This window comes from Paenibacillus sp. FSL H8-0280, from assembly GCF_045040665.1.
GTDB classification, from domain to species: Bacteria; Bacillota; Bacilli; order Paenibacillales; family Paenibacillaceae; genus Paenibacillus; species Paenibacillus xylanexedens_A.
Genome location: NZ_CP150296.1, coordinates 1,721,714 through 1,740,800 on the forward strand (window position 1 = coordinate 1,721,714; position 19,087 = coordinate 1,740,800).

A 19,087-nucleotide genomic window follows, 5' to 3' on the forward strand; every position below is an offset into this window, starting at 1 on the left:
CTGGCGGCCCTTAGTCTGCCAAAGACTTTTCGAGGAAGCGGAATCAGCAGACAACCCTGCACTGGCCAAGTCCGTCAGACCGGGGCTGGCTCGCCCCTTAAGCTAGTGCAGGGTTCGTGAATACAATAACGTTATACGAAACCCCTAAACCAAACAAAACGACACAACACATTTAAAAATTGAGGATGAGATTAATGGACGAGAAACAAGATAAGCTTCTTCGAAAGATCTGGATTGTTATTCTTTTATCTCCTTTTATCGTTGGATTGATTGTGTCTATAAACGTGGTGGATATTACTATATCAAATGATTGGATCGGATTCTATGGCACCATTATTGGCGGATTAGTAACCTATTTTAGTATTTACATGAGTATGAAAGGTGTTAGAGGACAATTAATGACCCAAAAGGAAGCAAATGACCTAACAAGGTATCAACTTAATAATGAGAAAATTAAGATAGAAGAAGAGCGAAGATTGAGCGTTAGGGCTTACATAAATGAATTTTCTGGGGATTCTAAGGGGGCAATTAGCTACTTAGCTGTTATGTTTGATGACCATCGATTAGAAGAGCACACTTATCAAGATGATATAATATTAAACATTAAAAATATTGGTCTAGGACCAATAATATCCTTAAAAGTTATAGGTATGAAAAGTTTTCAAGCTGAATTCTTGACACCATTCCATGAAGAAACTAAGTCTTTAGAAAAAGATGGAATAATGATAATAACCATTAGCTATATGCATAGTCAATCATTTTTGAGTAACAATCAGCAAGTCATATTAGAATACTACGATATCTTAGATAACTTGTATACTCAATCCATTACATTTACTGTCCTGAAAAAGGATGGGAGATTAGAAAAAACAATAATAAACAATATTTCAAAACAAGAACTAATTACCAGTGGGAAGAAGATCAATTGATCTAATACAACAAACCTGGGTCTTCGTATGAAATAGTATTCACGCTGCGGGTGGTCCTGTATTCGCCGGACAGCCAGCATAAGCCGAATCGTGAGAAAGGAACATTATCATAAAGTTATCCTATTGCCTGTTCTTTTGCCTATTATTTCTGCTACCTATACAAATATATTAAATAAATATACTAATGATTTAACTACATTTTCAACAATATTTTCTATATTGTTGATAGTTATTTTATTTGTATTCATTTACGCTACTTTGTTTAGATTTATTTACGATGATTTAGCCAATGACTTGCGAGAATTACACTTTAAATTATTATAGTTTTATATTAGAAAAAGATATTCAAAGTTATAATTATAAAAATATTCGAAATAATAGAATTTAAGGGGCTAGATTATGAGAGAGATTAAATTCTATTCAAGAAATGACTTGGCAAGTGGGTTTGTCTTAAAAGAAATCGAAAATTATCTAATAGAGGGTAGAGCAGAAAAAGAAGAACTAAATATTAATGATCTGATTGAAATATATAATATAAAACAATATTTTAAGCATAAGCTATACCTCCTTACTTGGACTTCGAATGAGATAGAAAACTATGAGAAGCAAGTTAATATTTATTTCAAAAAGATTGGACGTTTTTTTCATTCCATTAACAGTGAAAACCTAGCAGATTTTTATAATGAATTGGAAATAGAATACAGAGAGGATTTTTGGGCACTTTTTGAAAAATTCAAAGTATACGAAAGAATTACTGATTTAAGCTTTAATCAATTTTTAACCGAAAATAATATTTGGCTATATCAACTATTAAGGCACAAAACGTTAGTTCAACACTTTGGTAATGTTATTAAGGAATATATGTTGAGTGATCATTCAGTAGCAGAACTACTGTTAGATGAATATGAAATGCAACATACAACAGATAAAGAAAAGTTGAATTTCCCAAAAGAGCTAACATTTTTGGATAAAGAAAGAATCATTCTTAATTACATTAATAGAGAAAGTCCTAATTTGAATTATTTGCGGCTTATTGTGAATGTACAAAGTAATAAAGACAAACTTCTGCTCTCATCGAGAACTATATTAACCGCGAAAAAAAGAGTAGAAAAAGAAGAAGAAAGACTTTTTCCTGAAGACTCGGGGATGCTAGTCGAAACTACCGTAGGTTTTTCTAAAAATCAGGAAGAAGTTGTTATTTCTAATATAGATGGGCTTTCAATAAAGACTATGTACAGTACAAAATGGTTTGAAAACAATACCGATTATGGAACACTATTAAATAACTTTATATATTTATTCGAATTTGTTGATTATCAAATGAGATGTAACTTTGTAAACAAACCTAATCAAATGGGGGTAATGGAAAAAATTCTTTATTCTCGTTCTCGAAATGCTTATTTGACAGGAATGGTATTTAATCAAAAGGATTCATTATCTTTATTACAAATAAACGGATATTATAATGAACTGTCTAGCCTAGGAGTGCGTATTGAGTTAGTAATTGAATGGTTTTTTAAAGAATACTTGCCGAATGAGTTCTTAGTATCAAATTTTGATATTAATATGCCATCAACTCACTCTACATTACTCGAGAAGTGCACTAATATAATGCCAGCGGTAGAGTCTGTTCTAAAACAATTTATTTTATACGTTGAAGAAGGTATAGTTGATTTCGATTTACTTGAAATACGCTCTGAACATCTTATATATAGCAATATTCCTTCACTAGTAAATAAAAAGTATGCTTATGGTAAAGGCGAGGAGTTTGACTACGCATCTTTTCTCTTTTTTTCTGATCAAAGTGGACTTGGCTATAGTAAAAAAAATCAGAGTAGCTACAATAACTACTTTGAATTACTATGCAATCAACCTCTCAAGTTAGCTGATTATCCAGAATACTCTCATAGCAAAATTGAATGGTTGATTGAAAAGAACTATCTCAAGAATAATGAAGAAGGATTCATTGTTTTTGAAGATGAGTCTGTGGTTTTGGTAATGAAAGATTTATATATTAATGAGGTAGTTAACTATTGGCGAGCTTCACTAAAAATGAGAAATGCTTTGGATAAACTTGAAACAAAGAATGTAGTTGTTTTTGAAAGTTCGTTGTTATCAAAACCTGAGCAAGAGTATGTAAATTATACGCTTAATAAGTCACAGTTTAACAACGGATTGGATTTAAGGAATAGATATAGCCATACTCAACCTAAAAGTACTGAGAATGATAAAACGCACGAGTATAACTATATGATCTTCCTAAGATTATTGATTTTGTTTGTGATAAAAATAAATGATGATTTTTGTATAGAAGATATGTTATCAAAAAGAGAAGCTAAATAGATATTTAAATGCTTTGGTAGATTTAGCTCTTTGTTCTCAAATGATTAGTACAAAGTGGAAATCAACTAATAGACTCATTCAACAATTGAAAGGTAGTATTTAAACTTTTCTTTAGTCAGTTCAACAATTTACTTTCTTGAGGAAAATAGAGAGCTTCTAGAGAATGCCTCATATCATTGAGAAATCTTCGTATATATCCGTCCCAAAAGCAATGGCCTGGGAATAAGACAATCAGTATTAAGTTGCCTGTCGAGTTTTAGGCAGGCTTTTTTAATGCATATAACAATCGGAAAGATGGTAAAAGAGTGGATGCTTTCGTGTGTATAATCAAATGCATTCGTTCACAGGGGAATTAAGGTTTATATACAGTAATTTAGATAATCAATTATTCTTCCCCAAGCAAATACCCCACAGAAACCTCCAAAGCTCTCGCAATCATTACTACTTCATAATCCTGAACAAGACGATACTGACCCTCCAAACGTGAAAGACTGGTCTGACTGATATCCAACCCCAGTGTTTGCAATCTGGCGAGGAATTCTCTTTGTTTGATTCCTTTACTTTTACGGATAGCTACGACTCGGGAACCGATAATATTTTTGTTGCCAGGTGGTTCTTGTCTATGCTTCATTATGTACACCCCTCATTTCAACCAAATTGTATGAGAAATAATGGTTGTTTTAATGCGTATATCGAATTAAAATAAAATAAACCGATAATCGCATTAAAATGACTGCTCAAGTCTAGTCTTACCAAGACATGAAGCAGTTTAGACCCATCAGAGAGGTGGATGTATGAGCCGGTTGCTTGACTTATTGGAAGATGAACGGCGCAAGCTTAATCAGCTTGGTGAGGCATCCTTGAAGCAAGCGATTCCGTTGTGGGAGAACCCTGAGGTTCAGGAACAGAGCCGAAGGGTGGACGAACTGGTGGCACGAGTTAGTGAAATGAGGGCGAAGCATAGTCGAGGGGTACGATGATGAGCGAGGTACATAATGCGTAGGGGAGGAGAAGCAATGGATTTTCCACGGTGGTTGCAACGAGCGATTCAGGCAAGGCTGGATGAGGTGTCTTCTCGGATCGAGCAAGATCCTGAACTGAGTCGAGTACGTGGGGGAACAGACGAAGCGTTTGGAGTTTTGTTTGCAGGTAAGGATGTCAAACAGACACCTGAATATATCGAGTGGGAGAATCGTTATATTGTCAGCAAAGGCATAGAAAATGAGCGGTTGTATATGCAGGGGCTACGAGATGGCATTCAGCTCACAGTATCCTTGCTGGGTCAGTCGACACCAGAGGAGACCGATACAGAGGCTTGATCCACTAATGCGAACCCATAAGTCAGGGGAAGCTGCCTAGATCTTAACTTAAAAACTGGAACGGAAGCGTGAATCTTGCGCTTCCGCTCCAGTTTTAATGCTCTACTTTTCCAAATTCTAAATTAAGGAAAGGAGGGCTTTGAGTATGTGTTAAGCTTAAAGAAACAAGGGTAGAAGCGAGGTATGGTTATTATGAAAAAAAGATCTAAATACTTAATCCTGCTTTTTATGTTTATTTTGATTGTGTTTATTCTGCTTTTTTTAAATACCAATAAAAATGAAGCCAATGAGCCAGTGGTTAACTGCAATATTATTCACGTCAAAAGCTTTGATCTGGATGCCAAATCAACGAATTTAAAGACTATGACAGAAGGGTCGATATTCGTTGAGGGTGAGAAGGAGCATATTGATCATATCAAGATAGTAGCACATGTAGAGATTGACCCTGCTGACTGGGGTGGTGTTGCATTTTATATCCCTGATCAATGGAGTGTCTCCAGCATCACCAGCAGTTATCCTGAAAATCAATCGAAGTTAAAGCCCGCTGAGTATGTTTCAACCTGGATGAATTCTTCCGATGACTCTTCATGGCGCACGATGATTGAAATTGGGAGAGAACGAAATTACATAGCAAACGGCGGAGGTACTGGAACGATTGTGATCGACTTAAGTCCAGATCAAAAGGGAATGTCCCCCTCTGAGTCATTAAAAATTGGTATTGAGGTCGGATCAGAAGAGAAAGATGGAAAAAGAGTTATGGGCACAGATTCTGTTGAAGTTCCTGTATTTTAAAGTGCTGGGTTAAATAGATATAGAAAAACAAGCCGAAGCGATGGCAATGCACGCTTCGGCTTGTTTATTTATTCTTTTATTTTGACCCGTGTTACTTCTTCAATTCTTACTTCGCACTTACCGACTTAAACCAATCGTTCACTTCTTGCGTGATCTGATCTCCGCCATTGGATTTCCAGTTGGCGACGAATTGGTCAAAGGCATCAATTGGCAGATTGCCGTAGATGATTTTGTTGAAGGTTTCCATCTCGGACTGACGGAGCAGGTTCCATTTGGATACCATGGTTGGTGTTGCTGCGCCAGTGAAATAGTTTTGTTTACGGACGTCGATCTGGGACATAACGACTTTACCTGCATACCAGTTTTCCGGTTTACGGAATTCAGCCATTTGTTTCTCGTACGGTGTTTCAGGCTTCTCGCCGTTGGCCAGCTTCACGAGTGTTTTCATGTACAGATCCGGGATACGTGCTGGACCGGTCAGGAAAGGGAATTCGTTGGAGAAGTCTTTGATCTTCTCTTTGTCACTGGTCGGTTGTCCGTCAATGATATCCCAGTCGTAACCTTTGGCGAAGCCGTATTCATACTCACTGCCCGCTTTCGGGTTCGCAAGGTTATCAAGCAAGTAGTTGTAATACAGGAAGATGGCTTCTGGATGCTTAGCATCCTTGTTGATCATGATACTTGCGTTGACACCAGAGTTCTGCCACTTCGTACCGATCTTGCCATCTGGGCCAGCAGGAACAGGGTAAGCTTTATACTTAGAGCCAGGTACGTTCTTCAGCAGGTCAGGTGCAGGCCAGTCCGGTACCCAGTTTGCGCCAGGCAGAATGCCCGCTTTGCCAGCTGTCCAGCTTTCAGCGGATTTGCCTTCGTCCCACAGAGCGGAGTCAGCGTGGATATAACCTTTATCCATCCATTCAGCCAGCTTGGCAAGGGCTTGTTTGGCACCCGGGTTAACGGAGCCGTATTCGAGGTTGCCGTTTGCGTCTTTGTTCCATTGCTCCTCGATTGTGCCGTATGCACCGAACAACCAGTCGAGCTGACCCATCCAGGTGTTGGTGTTATTTTTCAGCGAGATCGCCAGCGGGAATACTTTGTCTGGAGACAGACCGTCCGGGTTTTCGTTTTTGAATTTGTCCATGATGTTCTCAAGGTCTGCGATGGTTTTCGGAGCTTCCAGGTTCAGCTTCTCCATCCAGTCCTCGCGGAGCCAGAGCAGTGTATCGTCGTTATCCGTGTACTCCATGATCGGCATGTTGTATTTCTTGCCGTCCTTGGTGAACGGATACCACAGTTCAGGATGTGCTGCTGCGTGATCTTTCAGGGTCTGACTCGCGTACTTGTCGAACAACTCATCGATGGCGATGAATTGACCGGAGTCGATCAGCTGATTCGTCAGTACTGCATTGGTGGGTACGGTAACGAAATCAGGCAGTTTCTCGCCAGAGGCGATTGCCAGTTGCAGCTTTTGTCTGTATTGATCGTCATTGGCCGGATACCAAGTATCTTTATGTTTCATACCCAGCGTTTCGAGCATCCAGCGATCGTGCACGTTATTTTCTTTGGTATCTCCTTGCACGTATTTCTTCGGCATCAATACCGAACTGAACTCGATGGGTGGGTCATATTTTCCTTTAGCAAAAGCAGCTTCTGCTTCAGCTGAGCCGACAGTTCCCGGCGTATTATTACCATTGTCACTGCCTGTCTCGCCACTGCCGCACGCAGTGATCGTGATGAGTGCGATAACCATGAGCAGTGACCACCATGTTTTTTTGATTTTGATCATTGTTCAATCCCCCTACGGTGTATGATCTTTACAGTGTAACTGTACCAATTTGTGCGGGAGTGCATCTATATGAGTTTTTTAGTTTTGATAGGACTCTATTAGTGAATGTTCAAATGAATGTTCAAATGAAGTTCAAAAAATTCGGTTTTCAGTACCGAGAAGATGGGATAAAGCTAGAAATGGAGTAGCGGAGCGTAGGCAAACTACGTGAGCAACGGACATTTCGGCTGAATTCCATATTCGATGCTGATGATGCCGTTAGGCATCCTTCGTAATCAAAAGCGGATTTTTTGAACAACCTCTAAGATGTTATTTGTGCTGGTCTCGGTACTCTTGCGGTGTAACGCCAAATTGGCGCTTGAACACTTTGATAAAATAGGCCGGGTCCATATAACCAATCTCCATGCTGATTTCATACACTTTTTTGGTGGTCGTGACCAGCTTGTGGCAGGCCCGATCCATACGCAGGCGAGAGATATAGTCACTAATGCCTTCGCCCGTTTCGATTTTATAGATCTTGGACAGGTGGGTGGGGTGCAGATTGACATGGTCAGCAAGCACACGCAAAGACACATCCAGATGCAGGTTCTTATCTGTAAAATCCTGAATCTTCTTCACATACTCTGAACGGATGTCCTTGATCTCGTTGGACGTGCCTTCCTTGAGTTTGCCCAGCACGCTGAGCGACCATTTCCGAAGTTTGCTGATGGTAGCGAAAACTTCCCCACTTTGCAAATCCTCGACATCATTTCCCATTAAAGTAGTCAGAGTCAGCTTGTTCCGGTGAGCAATGTTGGTGAACGAAGCCGTAATGAGAAAACCAGCCTCCATGCAATGCTCCCATGATTCCGACCATTTCTCATCCAGCTCCGCGCAGACCGCGAGGATTTTCTCTTCCGCTGCATCCCACTGTCCGCTCTCTAGCAGACTAATGAAGGTGGGCGGGGTGTACAGTACATCCAAGGGACCTTGCGCCGCAGGTGTCTCGACATCGCTGACACGCATGACAAATTCGCGTTCGTCGCCGACGATCTGCCGAAAATAGGCGGAAGCCTGACGGAAGCGATCGTAAATCTGGTCCGGAAAGGTGAACCACTCGGTGATGACAATGGAGAGGGAGCCTTTCAGAAACTGTTTTACTTTGGATTGAAGCTGAATCGATAACTTCTCCAGGATGGTTTCTTTGCCAATATCGCCTTTCCGTTCTTTCATTTGCAGTAGAAACACCAGATATCCGTGCTCCTCCTTCACGCCCCACACTTCCATAAACTCACCCATAATCTCTTCCGCCATATTGATGATCGCATATTCGATCAGGGTCTGATCATTGCTGTCATAGTGTCCGAATTCTTCTTCCAGCCGTACCAGCATTAAAGCAGCATCCCCGGTATGAAAGGGGAGATTGTAATTGGCGAGCTTCCGATCCCATTCCGCAGCGGCGATTCGTTGTCCCTGCAACGCCCCTAGAAGCAGTCGTCCTCGCAAATGGGGGAGATTCTCTCGCAACGTAAACTGTGTTCGTGTCAGTGAACTGACAAGTTCCCATTCGTTGTTCAATTGATCGATGGCCTTCTGAACAGCACCCATTAATTCATCGTCTGTGGGCGGCTTCAACAGATAGTCTACAGCCTCGAACTGGATGGCTTTTTTGGCGTAATCAAATTCGGAATACCCGGATAACAGGATGCATTTAATTTTTTTGTCCCGGATGCGGATGCGTTCGATCAGTTCAATACCTGTCATTTCAGGCATCTGAATGTCTGAGATCACGATATCGATGGGGTGGGTATCGATCATTTGTAGTGCTTCGTGTGCTGAGTATGCTTTATGCACATGTTCGATCCCCAGTGTGTGCCATGGCTTGGTCATGGACAGGTTATCGACCCAATGTGCTTCATCGTCTACGATCATCATGTGCATTATAATGTCTCCCTTGGTGGTTGGTATATAAGGCCAATAATTAAAATCAAAGGATACGTGAAGTGAACAAAATCGCTACGGATTTGAAGGGTTCTTTCGATCGCTGTTCAAGCCCCATTTTCTGAATTAGATGATTATAAGGTAAAAATGGTGCTTGAAAGGCGAACACTTCGTTTCTACAGAATCCCTTCAATCCTTCGCTTGAGTTCACGTAAATTCTAATCATTTATTTTAAACAAGGCCTTATATAAATGTTCTTGTAAATAGTTCGTTCAAAATCAAATATCAACTTATCGTTCGTATCGTATCAATTCGTATCGGTATTTCCTTTATCGGAATCTGTGTCATCTTTTGGTATCTCCCAGATGATTTCGGTTCGGAATCCGCCAAGTGGGGATGGGCCGAATAGGAGGTAGGAATGACTACCGAACAGGTGCGTGATTCGTTGATGCGTATTCCAAAGGCCGCAGCCCATTTCTTCTTGTAAAGGTTCCTGCATCTTCAAGTTGAGTGCTTCGTATTGTTCCGAGCTCAAGCCAGGACCATCGTCGTCGATGTATATTCTGCCAAAACCATTCAAGCGCTCCCCGGTAATTCGGATTTCCCCGGATGAATAGGACTTCGCCACACCGTGAATCACGGAATTCTCAACCATCGGTTGAAGCATTAATCGTGGCACCGACTGGGAGAGCATATCCTCAGGGATATCGATGTGATACTCAATTCGACCATTGCGCAGCTTCTGGATATCCAGATAGTTGATCAGCAGCTTGATCTCTTCCTGAAGCGAAGATGTCTCTTTTTCCATACGGGTGGTATAGCGGTAGTAGGCACTAAGATTATGCGCCATGGAGACCACGGCTTGCTCGTCCTTCATCTGGGCCATGTTGATGATATAACCTAGACAATTATATAGGAAATGCGGATTGATCTGCGCTTGTAATTGCTTAAGCGTAGCTTCCCTGGCTCTAATTTTCTCATGGAATACATTCTCGATCAGATCCTGAATCTGATGGGACATATCGTTGAATCGGCGGAACAGGAATGAGAACTCATTTTGGTTTTTGCTATGCAGTCTGACAGAATAATCCCCTTGCTCGACGCGGCGTAAGCCTTTGATCAGCTGTTTAATCGGATACTGGACATTCCGGTACAGCAGGATTGAAGCAGAGATGCCTACCACCAGCAATAAAATCATACAGGTGTAGAACAGATTCTGACTCAGCGAGATGGGTTTCAGAATCTGATACAGCGGGATGACGTCAACCAGATGCCAATCCAGATAGGTAGACTTCACGGAGCTAACCAGATATTTCTTTCCGTTCAGTTCGACCACGTCCTGTGTGGTATCCTCTGGCGAGTGTGTATCCAGATACTGAGTAAGTGCTGCGGATAACTGCTTGTCCGCGCTGCGATTCAGAATGGGTGAATTTCCTTTGTGATATAAGAAAGGATCACCTTGTCCGCCTGCTTTATACGTATCCAGCATATTCTGAATATTCTCATAGCTGAAGCTGGCTTCAATCACCAGATTGCTTCCAGTGAGCATTCCTGGTTGGGCAAGGGAGTCCGTAAAGAACCAATAGAAGGATTTCATCTCATCCTGTGATTCCGCACTTTGGTCCCCATAGGTCCATTGTCCGCTCATATTTTTTTTCAAATAAGCCTCATCATATCCTGTAGTTCGGTTGTAGTTGGCGATGACATCCTCATTCTGCTGTGAATACACCGCATATCGGGTAGGCCATATATCGGTAACGCTCGTCTGAAGCGTCATCTTCTCCTGAATTACATAACGGGTCTGCATCCGGTCATATCGATCATCCCACATGTTGAGGCCGTTGAATGCTCTGACGTTCGGGTCTCGGGAGAGAATCAGGCTGAAATCCATCATCTGATTGATGCGGGAGTCGATCTGACTGGATAGAAACGTGAGCTGCTTCGTGTTGGAGATCTGCAGTTCTTTGCTGACGACATCATAGGTGACGTTATTCGAGTAGGTGTACATGATAAGAATGGGGATGAACAAGACCACAATTAATAGGTTTATTTTGGCAAATAGACTGAATCGGGATCTGGTTTTATTTTGAAAAGGCATTAAGCGCTTCCATATATACATGAAAAGTCTCCTTCAAATTCGTGTGTAAACAACTTCTTCCTAGGATGGCCCTAACAAAACACTATCAAGCCTAACAATGTTATATAGCAGACCTCAGTATGGCTTGATACTATTTATATCAGAGAACCCCATCACACACAAAAACTTTTTTTGGGAACAGGAGCAGTGCTATGGAGGCTAAATTGGAGGGTAAGCGGGTCCCGCAGGCAAACGTTGGGAACAAGCTGGAAAAAAAGAGAAAAAAACGCTATAAACAGCCATGGATTCTGCACTTCATGGTGTTGCCGGCGGCCATTATGGTCTTTATATTTTCATACATTCCGATGTCCGGGATTTTGATGGCATTTCAGGATTATAAACCTGCACTGGGATTTTTCAATTCCGAATGGGTAGGACTGAAACACTTCAGGTACATGTGGGAAAATGATTATTTCCTGCAAATTACGTGGAACACGCTATTTTTTGCCTGTACGAAGATCGTCATGAATCTGATCATTCCGTTTATCTTTGCCTTATTGCTCAACGAGGTACGGAAGATGGCGCTGAAAAGAACGATTCAGACGCTCGTGTATCTACCACACTTTCTGTCTTGGGTAACGTTATCCGGTATCCTGATCGACATTCTGGCCCAGACGGGTATCGTCAATCAGTTCCTGGTCTCGGTATTCGGCATCAAGCCGATCTTCTTCCTGGGGGATGGCAGCTGGTTCCGGTTCACGATTATCGCGAGTGATGTCTGGAAAGAGTTTGGATTCAACACGATCATCTTCCTCGCGGCATTGTCCGGCATTAACCCGGCACTGTATGAGGCAGCTGAGGTGGACGGCGCAGGACGCTGGAAGCAAACGATGTATATTACCATCCCGGCTCTTATTCCGATTGGGATCGTCATTGCAACCTTGGCACTGGGGAACGTGCTTAACGCCAACTTTGACCAGATCTTTAACTTATATAGTCCGTTAATTTATCAACAAGGCGATATTATCGATACGTTTGTGTATAGAGAAGGTCTGCTTAGTGGGCAGTTCAGTTTCGCTACCGCTGTGAATCTGTTCAAATCGGTCATCAGCCTGATCTTGATTGTGATCTCGTACCGACTGGCTTACCGATTCGCCGGATACCGAATTTTCTAGAAAGGAGGACGAACAAATGTATCATAAAACGATGCCTTACCGCATATTCAGCATATTCAACAATGTGTTCCTGACCCTGCTTTCCCTGCTCTGTTTGCTGCCTTTGTATCACTTGCTCATGGTATCTCTTAGCGCATCTGCACCTGCAAATGCTGGTCTCGTAACCTTCTGGCCGATTGGATTTACACTGGAGGCGTATGCGAAAACATTTGCCAATACCAACTTCCTCTCCTCCTTATGGGTATCCGTGGAGCGGACGGTACTGGGTACAGGGCTTGCGTTAATCGTTAATACGCTTGCAGCCTATGCGCTCTCCAAAGAGACACGGGTGTTCCGTGCACGTAACATCTATCTGTGGTATTTTGTCATCACGATGCTGTTCAGCGGTGGCCTCATTCCGGGGTACATCCTGATTCTGAAGCTGGGACTGATGAACACATTGCTGGCATTGATTTTGCCAGGATTGGTCGCGGTGTTTAACATCATTCTATTGCTCAATTTCTTCCGTACCGTTCCGAAGGATCTGGAGGAAGCTGCATTTATTGATGGTGCAGGTCACTTGCAGACGTTTATCAAAATCTATCTGCCTGTCTCCGTACCCGTTATTGCAACGGTTTCACTCTTCATGATGGTTGGGCATTGGAATGCTTATTTCGACGGGATCATCTACATCCGTGATGCGGAAAAGCTGCCACTTGCGACTTTCATGCAGACGATCATCGTACAGGCTGACATGTCGAAGCTTGATCCGGAAGCGGTGAAGAACCTGTCCCAACGGACGATTCGTGCTTCGCAGATCTTTATCAGCGCGCTGCCGATCCTGCTTGTGTATCCATTCCTGCAACGTTATTTTGTAACGGGGATCGTAGTTGGTGCTGTTAAGGAGTAGTTGAATGTAGGGGTTAGGATAGGGTTGTGAAAAAGGAGTCACTGAACTGGGGAAGGCCAGGGAGGTGGCTTTTTTTTGTTGTATGGAAAAAGAACGTTGCACATATGTAGTGTATTACCTTTATTTCAATAAAATGGTACGATAAGAAAAGTGAAATGCAAATATATCCTGATTATTCCTGACGAGGAGTTGTACATAGTGAAAAAGATGATGATGTTGACACTTGCTGTAACGTTATTAAGCTGCTCCATGGCTCATACCGTTTCAAGTGCACCTAAGAAAATCAGCGTGATTTTTAATGAAAAGGAACTCAAAACACAGGCAGGAGTCGAAGCAAAAATGATAGACGGCCGAGTATATATCCCGGCTAATATTCTTCGAGGTGCGAGATTCTCGGTAGAGTATAAAAACTCAACGCTGCATTTGGTTAATAGCTATTTTCTGTACACCAGAAATTTGATGGAGATGCATGTGTTTAATCATGTCTTTATAACGCGATTCAACAAGATGGATCAGGAAGTGGTTCACATTTTGGGCAATGTGCTGCTGGAAGAGCCGGTAGATTTCTCGAAATTACACGAGTTCATAGCGGAAGCTGAATCAAATGCGGGAATCCGACCGGAGAACTTTACTCCCGTGCTAGACTATAATTCCTTTGATTTTGGATCTGCGAGACGAAGTGTAGAAGCATACAAAAAAGCAAGTCGAGAGTTAATCGCTTATGTCGATACTGGAGACAAAGAGAGGTTGAAGTCGTTTTACGAAGAAAGAAAACAGGCACTTGAGTACTATGATTCTTACACCAATGTGCATGATCTTATTTTTAAAGCGAGTTTTACGAGTGCAGTGAGATAGAGAAGAAAATAGTAATGATGATAAGTGCGGGAGGGAATTCAAAATGGAATTTAGAAGAGTAACTTGGGATAATTTTATCGAATGTATTGAACTTAAAGTTACTCCAGACCAACAAAGATTCATATCCTCGAACCAACATGCACTTGCTGAAGCGTACGTTGCCTCAGATGAGGGGCAGATTATTATTACTTTTGCAGTCTATAAGGAAGACAATATGGTAGGTTTTATTTCGATGTACTATGATGACGGGGATGGCAATTTTGATTATAGCAGTTATGGCATCTTCAAGATGATGATTGACCAGCGATATCAAGGTAAGGGATATGGTAAAGAAATGGTAGTAAAAGCAATTGAGTATGCGAGGACTTTCCCACGTGGAAAAGCCAAAGTTGTAGAACTCACCTACAAACCTGAAAATGTCGTTGCGAAGAAAATTTATGATTCTCTTGGTTTTATTCAAACAGGTGAAATGTTGGCATGTGGTGAAGTGCAGGCGGTATTAACTTTGTAATTGTCTGTTACACCTTCAATCCTGCTCTTTCTTCATGAAATTTACACCTTGATTTGGGCTATTCAAATCACCTATTCCCGAATTGAGCTATTTCAAATTCAGAGAGGATGAATACGATGATGGATCAAAACTTGAAACAAACAATAGTCAGGGGAGAAACTTCGCTAGGCATTGAATTTGGATCCACACGAATCAAAGCTGTACTTATTGATCACCATTTTAATACCATCTGTTCCAGCAGTTATGAGTGGAAAAATCAATTGATTGGCGGTTACTGGACTTACCCTATGGATGAAATGATTCATGGGTTGCAACAAACCTATCATCAATTAAAGCAAGAGATTGAAAAAAATTATGGTGTAACGATACAAAAAATTGGCTCAATCGGATGTTCTGCTATGATGCAGGGTTACATTGCACTTGATCAAACAGGGGAGTTATTGGTTCCGTTTCGTACATGGCGCAATGCCACAACGGGTAAGGCTGCATCAGAGCTAACCGAGAAATTCCAGTTTAAAATTCCAGAGCGTTGGAGCATCGCACATTTGTATCAAGCGATTTTGAACGGAGAAGAGCACGTAGCTAACATCAATTATATTACGACACTATCGGGTTACATACATCGGCTGTTAACTGGCAGTAAAGCTATGGGTATAGGGGATGCCTCAGGTATGTTCCCAATTGATGAATCCACACTGGGATATCATGAAGAAATGTTGAATAAGTTTGACGATATAATTGCCGACAAAGGCTACGCGTGGAATCTTAAAGATATTTTACCTACAGTGTATACTGCCGGTGAACATGCCGGATATCTTAGTGAAGCTGGTACCCGACTGTTAGATCCATCAGGTAACTTGGAATCCAATATTCCACTGTGCCCTCCGGAAGGTGATGCTGGAACAGGCATGGTCGCTACGAATAGTGTCCAAAAACGTACGGGTAACATTTCCGTAGGTACATCGATTTTTGCAATGATTGTATTAGATAAAAACCTATCTAGGGTATACCCTGAGATTGACATCGTGACTACACCTGATGGCAATCCTGTGGCTATGGTTCTTGCGAATAACTGCTCCAGCGATATTAATGCCTGGGTCGACTTGTTCCGTGAGTTTTATGAGGCGATGGGACAGAAGCCCGATATGAACCAGTTATTCAGTGTGTTGTTCAATGAAGCGCTGAAAGCTGACGCTGATGGCGGTGGCTTACTGAGCTATGGCTACTATTCAGGCGAGAATATTACAGGAATTGCAAAAGGTCGTCCGTTGTTTGTGCGTTCTCCAGAGAGCCGCTTCAATCTGGCAAACTTTATGAGAGTCCATCTGTTTGCTGCATTTGCTGCACTAAGGCTCGGGCTGGATATTCTCACACAGAAGGAGCACGTAACGATTGAGCACATTTGGGCGCATGGGGGATTGTTCAAAACCCCACTAGTCGCTCAAAAAATATGCGCATCCGCACTGAATATTCCCGTGTCGGTCATGTCTACCGCTGGTGAAGGTGGCGCATGGGGAATGGCTATTTTGGCTTCCTACATGGTTAATAAGCAACAGCACGAGAGTTTGGCGGATTACCTTACCACTAAGGTGTTTATTGATGCAGAAGGACAAGAGGTTTCTCCAAATAGCGCGGATGTGAATGGATTTGCCTTGTTCATGGAGCGTTACACGGAAGGACTGGCCATTGAGCAGTCAGCAGTAGATCATTTCGTGGAAAATGGGAAGAAAGCCTGAGAATCAATCATATTTCTTGAACAGAGGAAATTGGAACGAAGCCCGTTGCCTACACTATGCTGCCCTGCTATAATTTCGATATATCTATCGTATTGGGGGTTATGACGTGGCAATATGGATGATGCCGGATTGCTCGTTCGCTAGAAAGCCTTACGCAAAGCCTGAATAGGGGCGGACTTTGTGTAGGGCGCGACAAAAATGAGATTGTTGCCCTGAAATCAATATCAACATAATGTTACATCCCGCAGGCTTTGCACCTTATTTGTTCTTCCAATAAAAATAAGGGGCTGAACGCCATGCAAACACCATTTATTCAGAATCATCAATTTAATTATATTCAAAAACAAGCTGATTTCCTGCTCAAAACGCTACGCTCGGTTGTGGATCCCAAAGTATTGGAAACCGTCCGTTATACGGTCGGCACAAATGCGGTGAGCAACTTCGATGAACTCACTCCGGAGCAGAAGCAACTGTTGGAGCAGTTATCCACGTATGAGACGACACATGAATTGCAGACGTATCTGAACCAGCTCGAATCATATCTGATTCCATATCCGCAAGTATCAGCGAAGCAGATTCAGAAGTTGTTTCCAAAGGCCAAGAAGCTTAAAGTGCCGGATCTCGAATCCATCGATTACGCACACACAACCTATCTGAGATGGACTGACATCGCGACAAGTCGTTTGTTCATCGTGTACCCGTACGAAGGCAGATTCCTCGGTATTGAGGGCCGGATTACACCCACGAACAAAAAAGGGTACTGTATGTTCTGTCATCGTCATCAGGAGCTTGGATTCTTCAACGTGAAGACCAAGAGTCATACGCCAGACAATATTTCTTCTGTAGCCCAGTACGTATGCATGGATAACACAGCTTGCAACCATAGCATCACCGATACCAGTATGTTGGAGAAGTTTCTTCTCTCGACAGTAAAATAATGCATCTAAACAAACAGGGTCGCTCTTCGGAGCGACCTTTTTTGCCGTGTTCAAGCGGAGTTGGGACGTTATAACCATGCAGCGCTATTAATATCTTTACAGCGTCGGAATATCGTTGGCATAGTTCAGGCCCAAGTGATGTGCATGGTTCAGCAATGCCTCATAATGCTCAGGCTTGGATTCCAACGTTTCATATAAAAACTCAACCCTCGATTGGGACACGCCGCAGTAATCGGCAATACCCACATTGAGCAAATTGGCGATCGATTGACCATAGTTGCGCTTATGCATCTGTTCTTCCGTCACACCCGAAAGAGAGATCCACAATATCTGCTGATGAGGAAGTTTGTTCGCGCCATAGGCAAATCCGTTGTTCATGACACGATCCACATAACCTTTCAGCATGGCTGGCAGATGCCACCACCAGAGAGGAAACACAAAAGCCACAGCATCGTGTTTCTTCAATCGCTTCATCTCGGTTTCAACTTCAGGTGAGAACACCTGATTTTCTTGGGTATAGTCTGGTTCATCCATCTCTCGGAGAATTGGGTCGAAGCCAATCCCATGCAAATCCAATATCTCATAACCGTGACCGGCATCGGTAAGACCCTGTGCAAAACGTTGAGCTACCTGAAAGGTCAAGGAGTCTTTTCTTGGGTGGGATACTACAACGAGTACGTTCATCTTATCTTTCACTACCTTTCTGGATTGCAGTCTTGTAGCCATAAATCAGTGGCTGATGCTATTATAAACAGGTATGAAAACATCTGGAAGTACGCACTTTGATGTTCTATAGGAAGAATGAAGTGCTATAGGAACATTAAAGTACCCTAAATGGATGCCTCGAAATAGGCTCAAATAATAGAAAAAAGAGCAGTAAAAAGATTATATTTTCACTTGGGATACAGCCTGATTATGGAGGGGTTCAAAATGACGGAACATGAAGACACAAACGCTACAAAGAAATATAAAGTTGGCGTGGAAGCGGCCTTGGAAGTGATGGGCGGGAAGTGGAAACCTTTGATTATTTATCATTTGATGACCGGACGGAAACGCACGTCGGAGCTTCGAAGATTGATACCGGACATTACGCAGAAGATGCTGACAACACAGCTCAGAGGTCTGGAAAAGGACGAGATTGTACAGCGCAAGGTATATTCGGAGGTTCCTCCCAAAGTGGAATATGAGTTGACGGACTACGGCTGGGGACTCAAGCCTGCCCTGGATCATCTATGTTATTGGGGAGAAGAGCATCTTGATAAAATCCACGGAGATAAGTTTAAAGTTTTGGAGGACTTCGATTCTGAAGAGAAGGGGGCGAGAAATTGAATGGTACAGAGCACGTGAAACAGGTAGTCCCTATTCGTTGTGAAGGCGTGGCTGTAGTTCTGTTGAAGAAAAGCCTCGATCAATACCGTGTACTGATGCTGAAGCGGGCTGGTCGTATGTTGCATAACGAGTGGTGTTATGTTGGCGGCGGGATAGAAAAGGGCGAGAAGGCATGGGAAGCTGCACTTAGAGAAGTTCATGAGGAAACAGGTATTACGGAAGTCCGGTTGTATTCTGCCAATCAATTCGAACAATATTATTCACCCATGGAGGATTATATCTATACCGCTCCCGTATTCGTAGGATACGTGGATGAACGTCAGGTTGTCCGGTTAAATCATGAACATATCGAGTACCAATGGATGACGTTTGACGAAGCTAAAGAAAATGCGGCATTGCCCGGAATTGATGATATTTTGGATTTTGTTGAAAAGCATTTTGTCAGAAAAGGCCCTTCCGAGTGGCTTCGGATTAATGGTTAGAATAAT

The 19,087-nt window shown here is 42.3% G+C and carries 18 protein-coding genes; 13 read left to right on the forward strand and 5 right to left on the reverse strand.

Features of this window, described 5'->3' with window-relative positions:
- Positions 1-194 precede the first annotated feature (194 nt).
- Positions 195-929, forward strand: coding sequence for a hypothetical protein (locus MHI12_RS07685; RefSeq protein ID WP_405172026.1), 735 nt, complete (start codon positions 195-197; stop codon positions 927-929).
- 399 nt (positions 930-1,328) lie between these two features.
- Entirely contained in the window at positions 1,329-3,272 is a 1,944-nt protein-coding gene (locus MHI12_RS07690) for a hypothetical protein (protein WP_405172027.1), read from the forward strand.
- 385 nt (positions 3,273-3,657) lie between these two features.
- Here the strand turns inward: MHI12_RS07690 and MHI12_RS07695 are convergent, their stop codons facing one another.
- Positions 3,658-3,903, reverse strand: a complete 246-nt coding sequence (locus MHI12_RS07695; RefSeq protein WP_111619945.1) for a helix-turn-helix domain-containing protein — start codon at positions 3,901-3,903, stop codon at positions 3,658-3,660.
- Between the two features lie 163 nt (positions 3,904-4,066).
- On the opposite strand from MHI12_RS07695, the gene MHI12_RS07700 reads away from it, so the two are divergent.
- The 3 genes from MHI12_RS07700 to MHI12_RS07710 all read left to right on the forward strand — a co-directional run bounded on the left by MHI12_RS07700 (position 4,067) and on the right by MHI12_RS07710 (position 5,383).
- The gene (locus MHI12_RS07700; RefSeq protein ID WP_405172028.1) at positions 4,067-4,252 is read left to right on the forward strand and encodes an aspartyl-phosphate phosphatase Spo0E family protein; all 186 of its coding nucleotides are present in this window, start codon (positions 4,067-4,069) and stop codon (positions 4,250-4,252) included.
- Between the two features lie 36 nt (positions 4,253-4,288).
- Positions 4,289-4,591, forward strand: coding sequence for a hypothetical protein (locus tag MHI12_RS07705; RefSeq protein ID WP_405172029.1), 303 nt, complete (start codon positions 4,289-4,291; stop codon positions 4,589-4,591).
- Between the two features lie 192 nt (positions 4,592-4,783).
- A complete protein-coding gene (locus tag MHI12_RS07710) occupies positions 4,784-5,383 on the forward strand; it encodes a hypothetical protein (RefSeq protein ID WP_405172030.1) in 600 nt (199 codons plus the stop codon).
- 106 nt (positions 5,384-5,489) lie between these two features.
- Here the strand turns inward: MHI12_RS07710 and MHI12_RS07715 are convergent, their stop codons facing one another.
- From MHI12_RS07715 to MHI12_RS07725, 3 genes are all read right to left on the reverse strand, one after another.
- Positions 5,490-7,169: an ABC transporter substrate-binding protein gene (locus tag MHI12_RS07715; protein ID WP_405172031.1), complete on the reverse strand. Its 1,680-nt coding sequence runs from the start codon at positions 7,167-7,169 to the stop codon at positions 5,490-5,492.
- Positions 7,170-7,478: 309 nt separating this feature from the next.
- A complete protein-coding gene (locus MHI12_RS07720; protein ID WP_405172032.1) occupies positions 7,479-9,089 on the reverse strand; it encodes a response regulator in 1,611 nt (536 codons plus the stop codon).
- A 307-nt stretch (positions 9,090-9,396) separates the two neighbouring features.
- Positions 9,397-11,208: a sensor histidine kinase gene (locus tag MHI12_RS07725; protein ID WP_405172033.1), complete on the reverse strand. Its 1,812-nt coding sequence runs from the start codon at positions 11,206-11,208 to the stop codon at positions 9,397-9,399.
- 275 nt (positions 11,209-11,483) lie between these two features.
- On the opposite strand from MHI12_RS07725, the gene MHI12_RS07730 reads away from it, so the two are divergent.
- The 6 genes from MHI12_RS07730 (at position 11,484) to MHI12_RS07755 (ending at position 17,270) form a co-directional block, all read left to right on the forward strand.
- Positions 11,484-12,341: a sugar ABC transporter permease gene (locus MHI12_RS07730; RefSeq protein ID WP_175623691.1), complete on the forward strand. Its 858-nt coding sequence runs from the start codon at positions 11,484-11,486 to the stop codon at positions 12,339-12,341.
- Between the two features lie 16 nt (positions 12,342-12,357).
- Entirely contained in the window at positions 12,358-13,230 is an 873-nt protein-coding gene (locus MHI12_RS07735) for a carbohydrate ABC transporter permease (RefSeq protein WP_405172034.1), read from the forward strand.
- A gap of 198 nt (positions 13,231-13,428) precedes the next feature.
- On the forward strand, positions 13,429-14,085 hold the full coding sequence (locus MHI12_RS07740) for a hypothetical protein (protein WP_405172035.1): 657 nt from the start codon (positions 13,429-13,431) through the stop codon (positions 14,083-14,085).
- Between the two features lie 43 nt (positions 14,086-14,128).
- Positions 14,129-14,596, forward strand: a complete 468-nt coding sequence (locus tag MHI12_RS07745; protein WP_405172036.1) for a GNAT family N-acetyltransferase — start codon at positions 14,129-14,131, stop codon at positions 14,594-14,596.
- Between the two features lie 119 nt (positions 14,597-14,715).
- Positions 14,716-16,332: a xylulokinase gene (locus tag MHI12_RS07750; protein WP_405172955.1), complete on the forward strand. Its 1,617-nt coding sequence runs from the start codon at positions 14,716-14,718 to the stop codon at positions 16,330-16,332.
- Between the two features lie 296 nt (positions 16,333-16,628).
- Complete coding sequence (locus MHI12_RS07755) at positions 16,629-17,270, forward strand: FusB/FusC family EF-G-binding protein (protein ID WP_405172037.1); 642 nt, start codon at positions 16,629-16,631, stop codon at positions 17,268-17,270.
- A gap of 96 nt (positions 17,271-17,366) precedes the next feature.
- On the opposite strand, the gene MHI12_RS07760 is transcribed toward MHI12_RS07755, so the two are convergent.
- Entirely contained in the window at positions 17,367-17,954 is a 588-nt protein-coding gene (locus MHI12_RS07760; RefSeq protein WP_405172956.1) for an NAD(P)H oxidoreductase, read from the reverse strand.
- Positions 17,955-18,200: 246 nt separating this feature from the next.
- Between MHI12_RS07760 and MHI12_RS07765 the strand changes: the two genes are divergently transcribed.
- Positions 18,201-18,599 carry a helix-turn-helix domain-containing protein gene (locus tag MHI12_RS07765; RefSeq protein ID WP_047842123.1) on the forward strand — a complete coding sequence of 133 codons (399 nt, stop codon included), beginning with the start codon at positions 18,201-18,203 and terminating at the stop codon, positions 18,597-18,599.
- Positions 18,596-19,081 carry an NUDIX pyrophosphatase gene (locus MHI12_RS07770; protein ID WP_405172038.1) on the forward strand — a complete coding sequence of 162 codons (486 nt, stop codon included), beginning with the start codon at positions 18,596-18,598 and terminating at the stop codon, positions 19,079-19,081. Before MHI12_RS07765 ends, MHI12_RS07770 begins: the two co-directional genes overlap by 4 nt.
- Positions 19,082-19,087 lie beyond the last annotated feature (6 nt).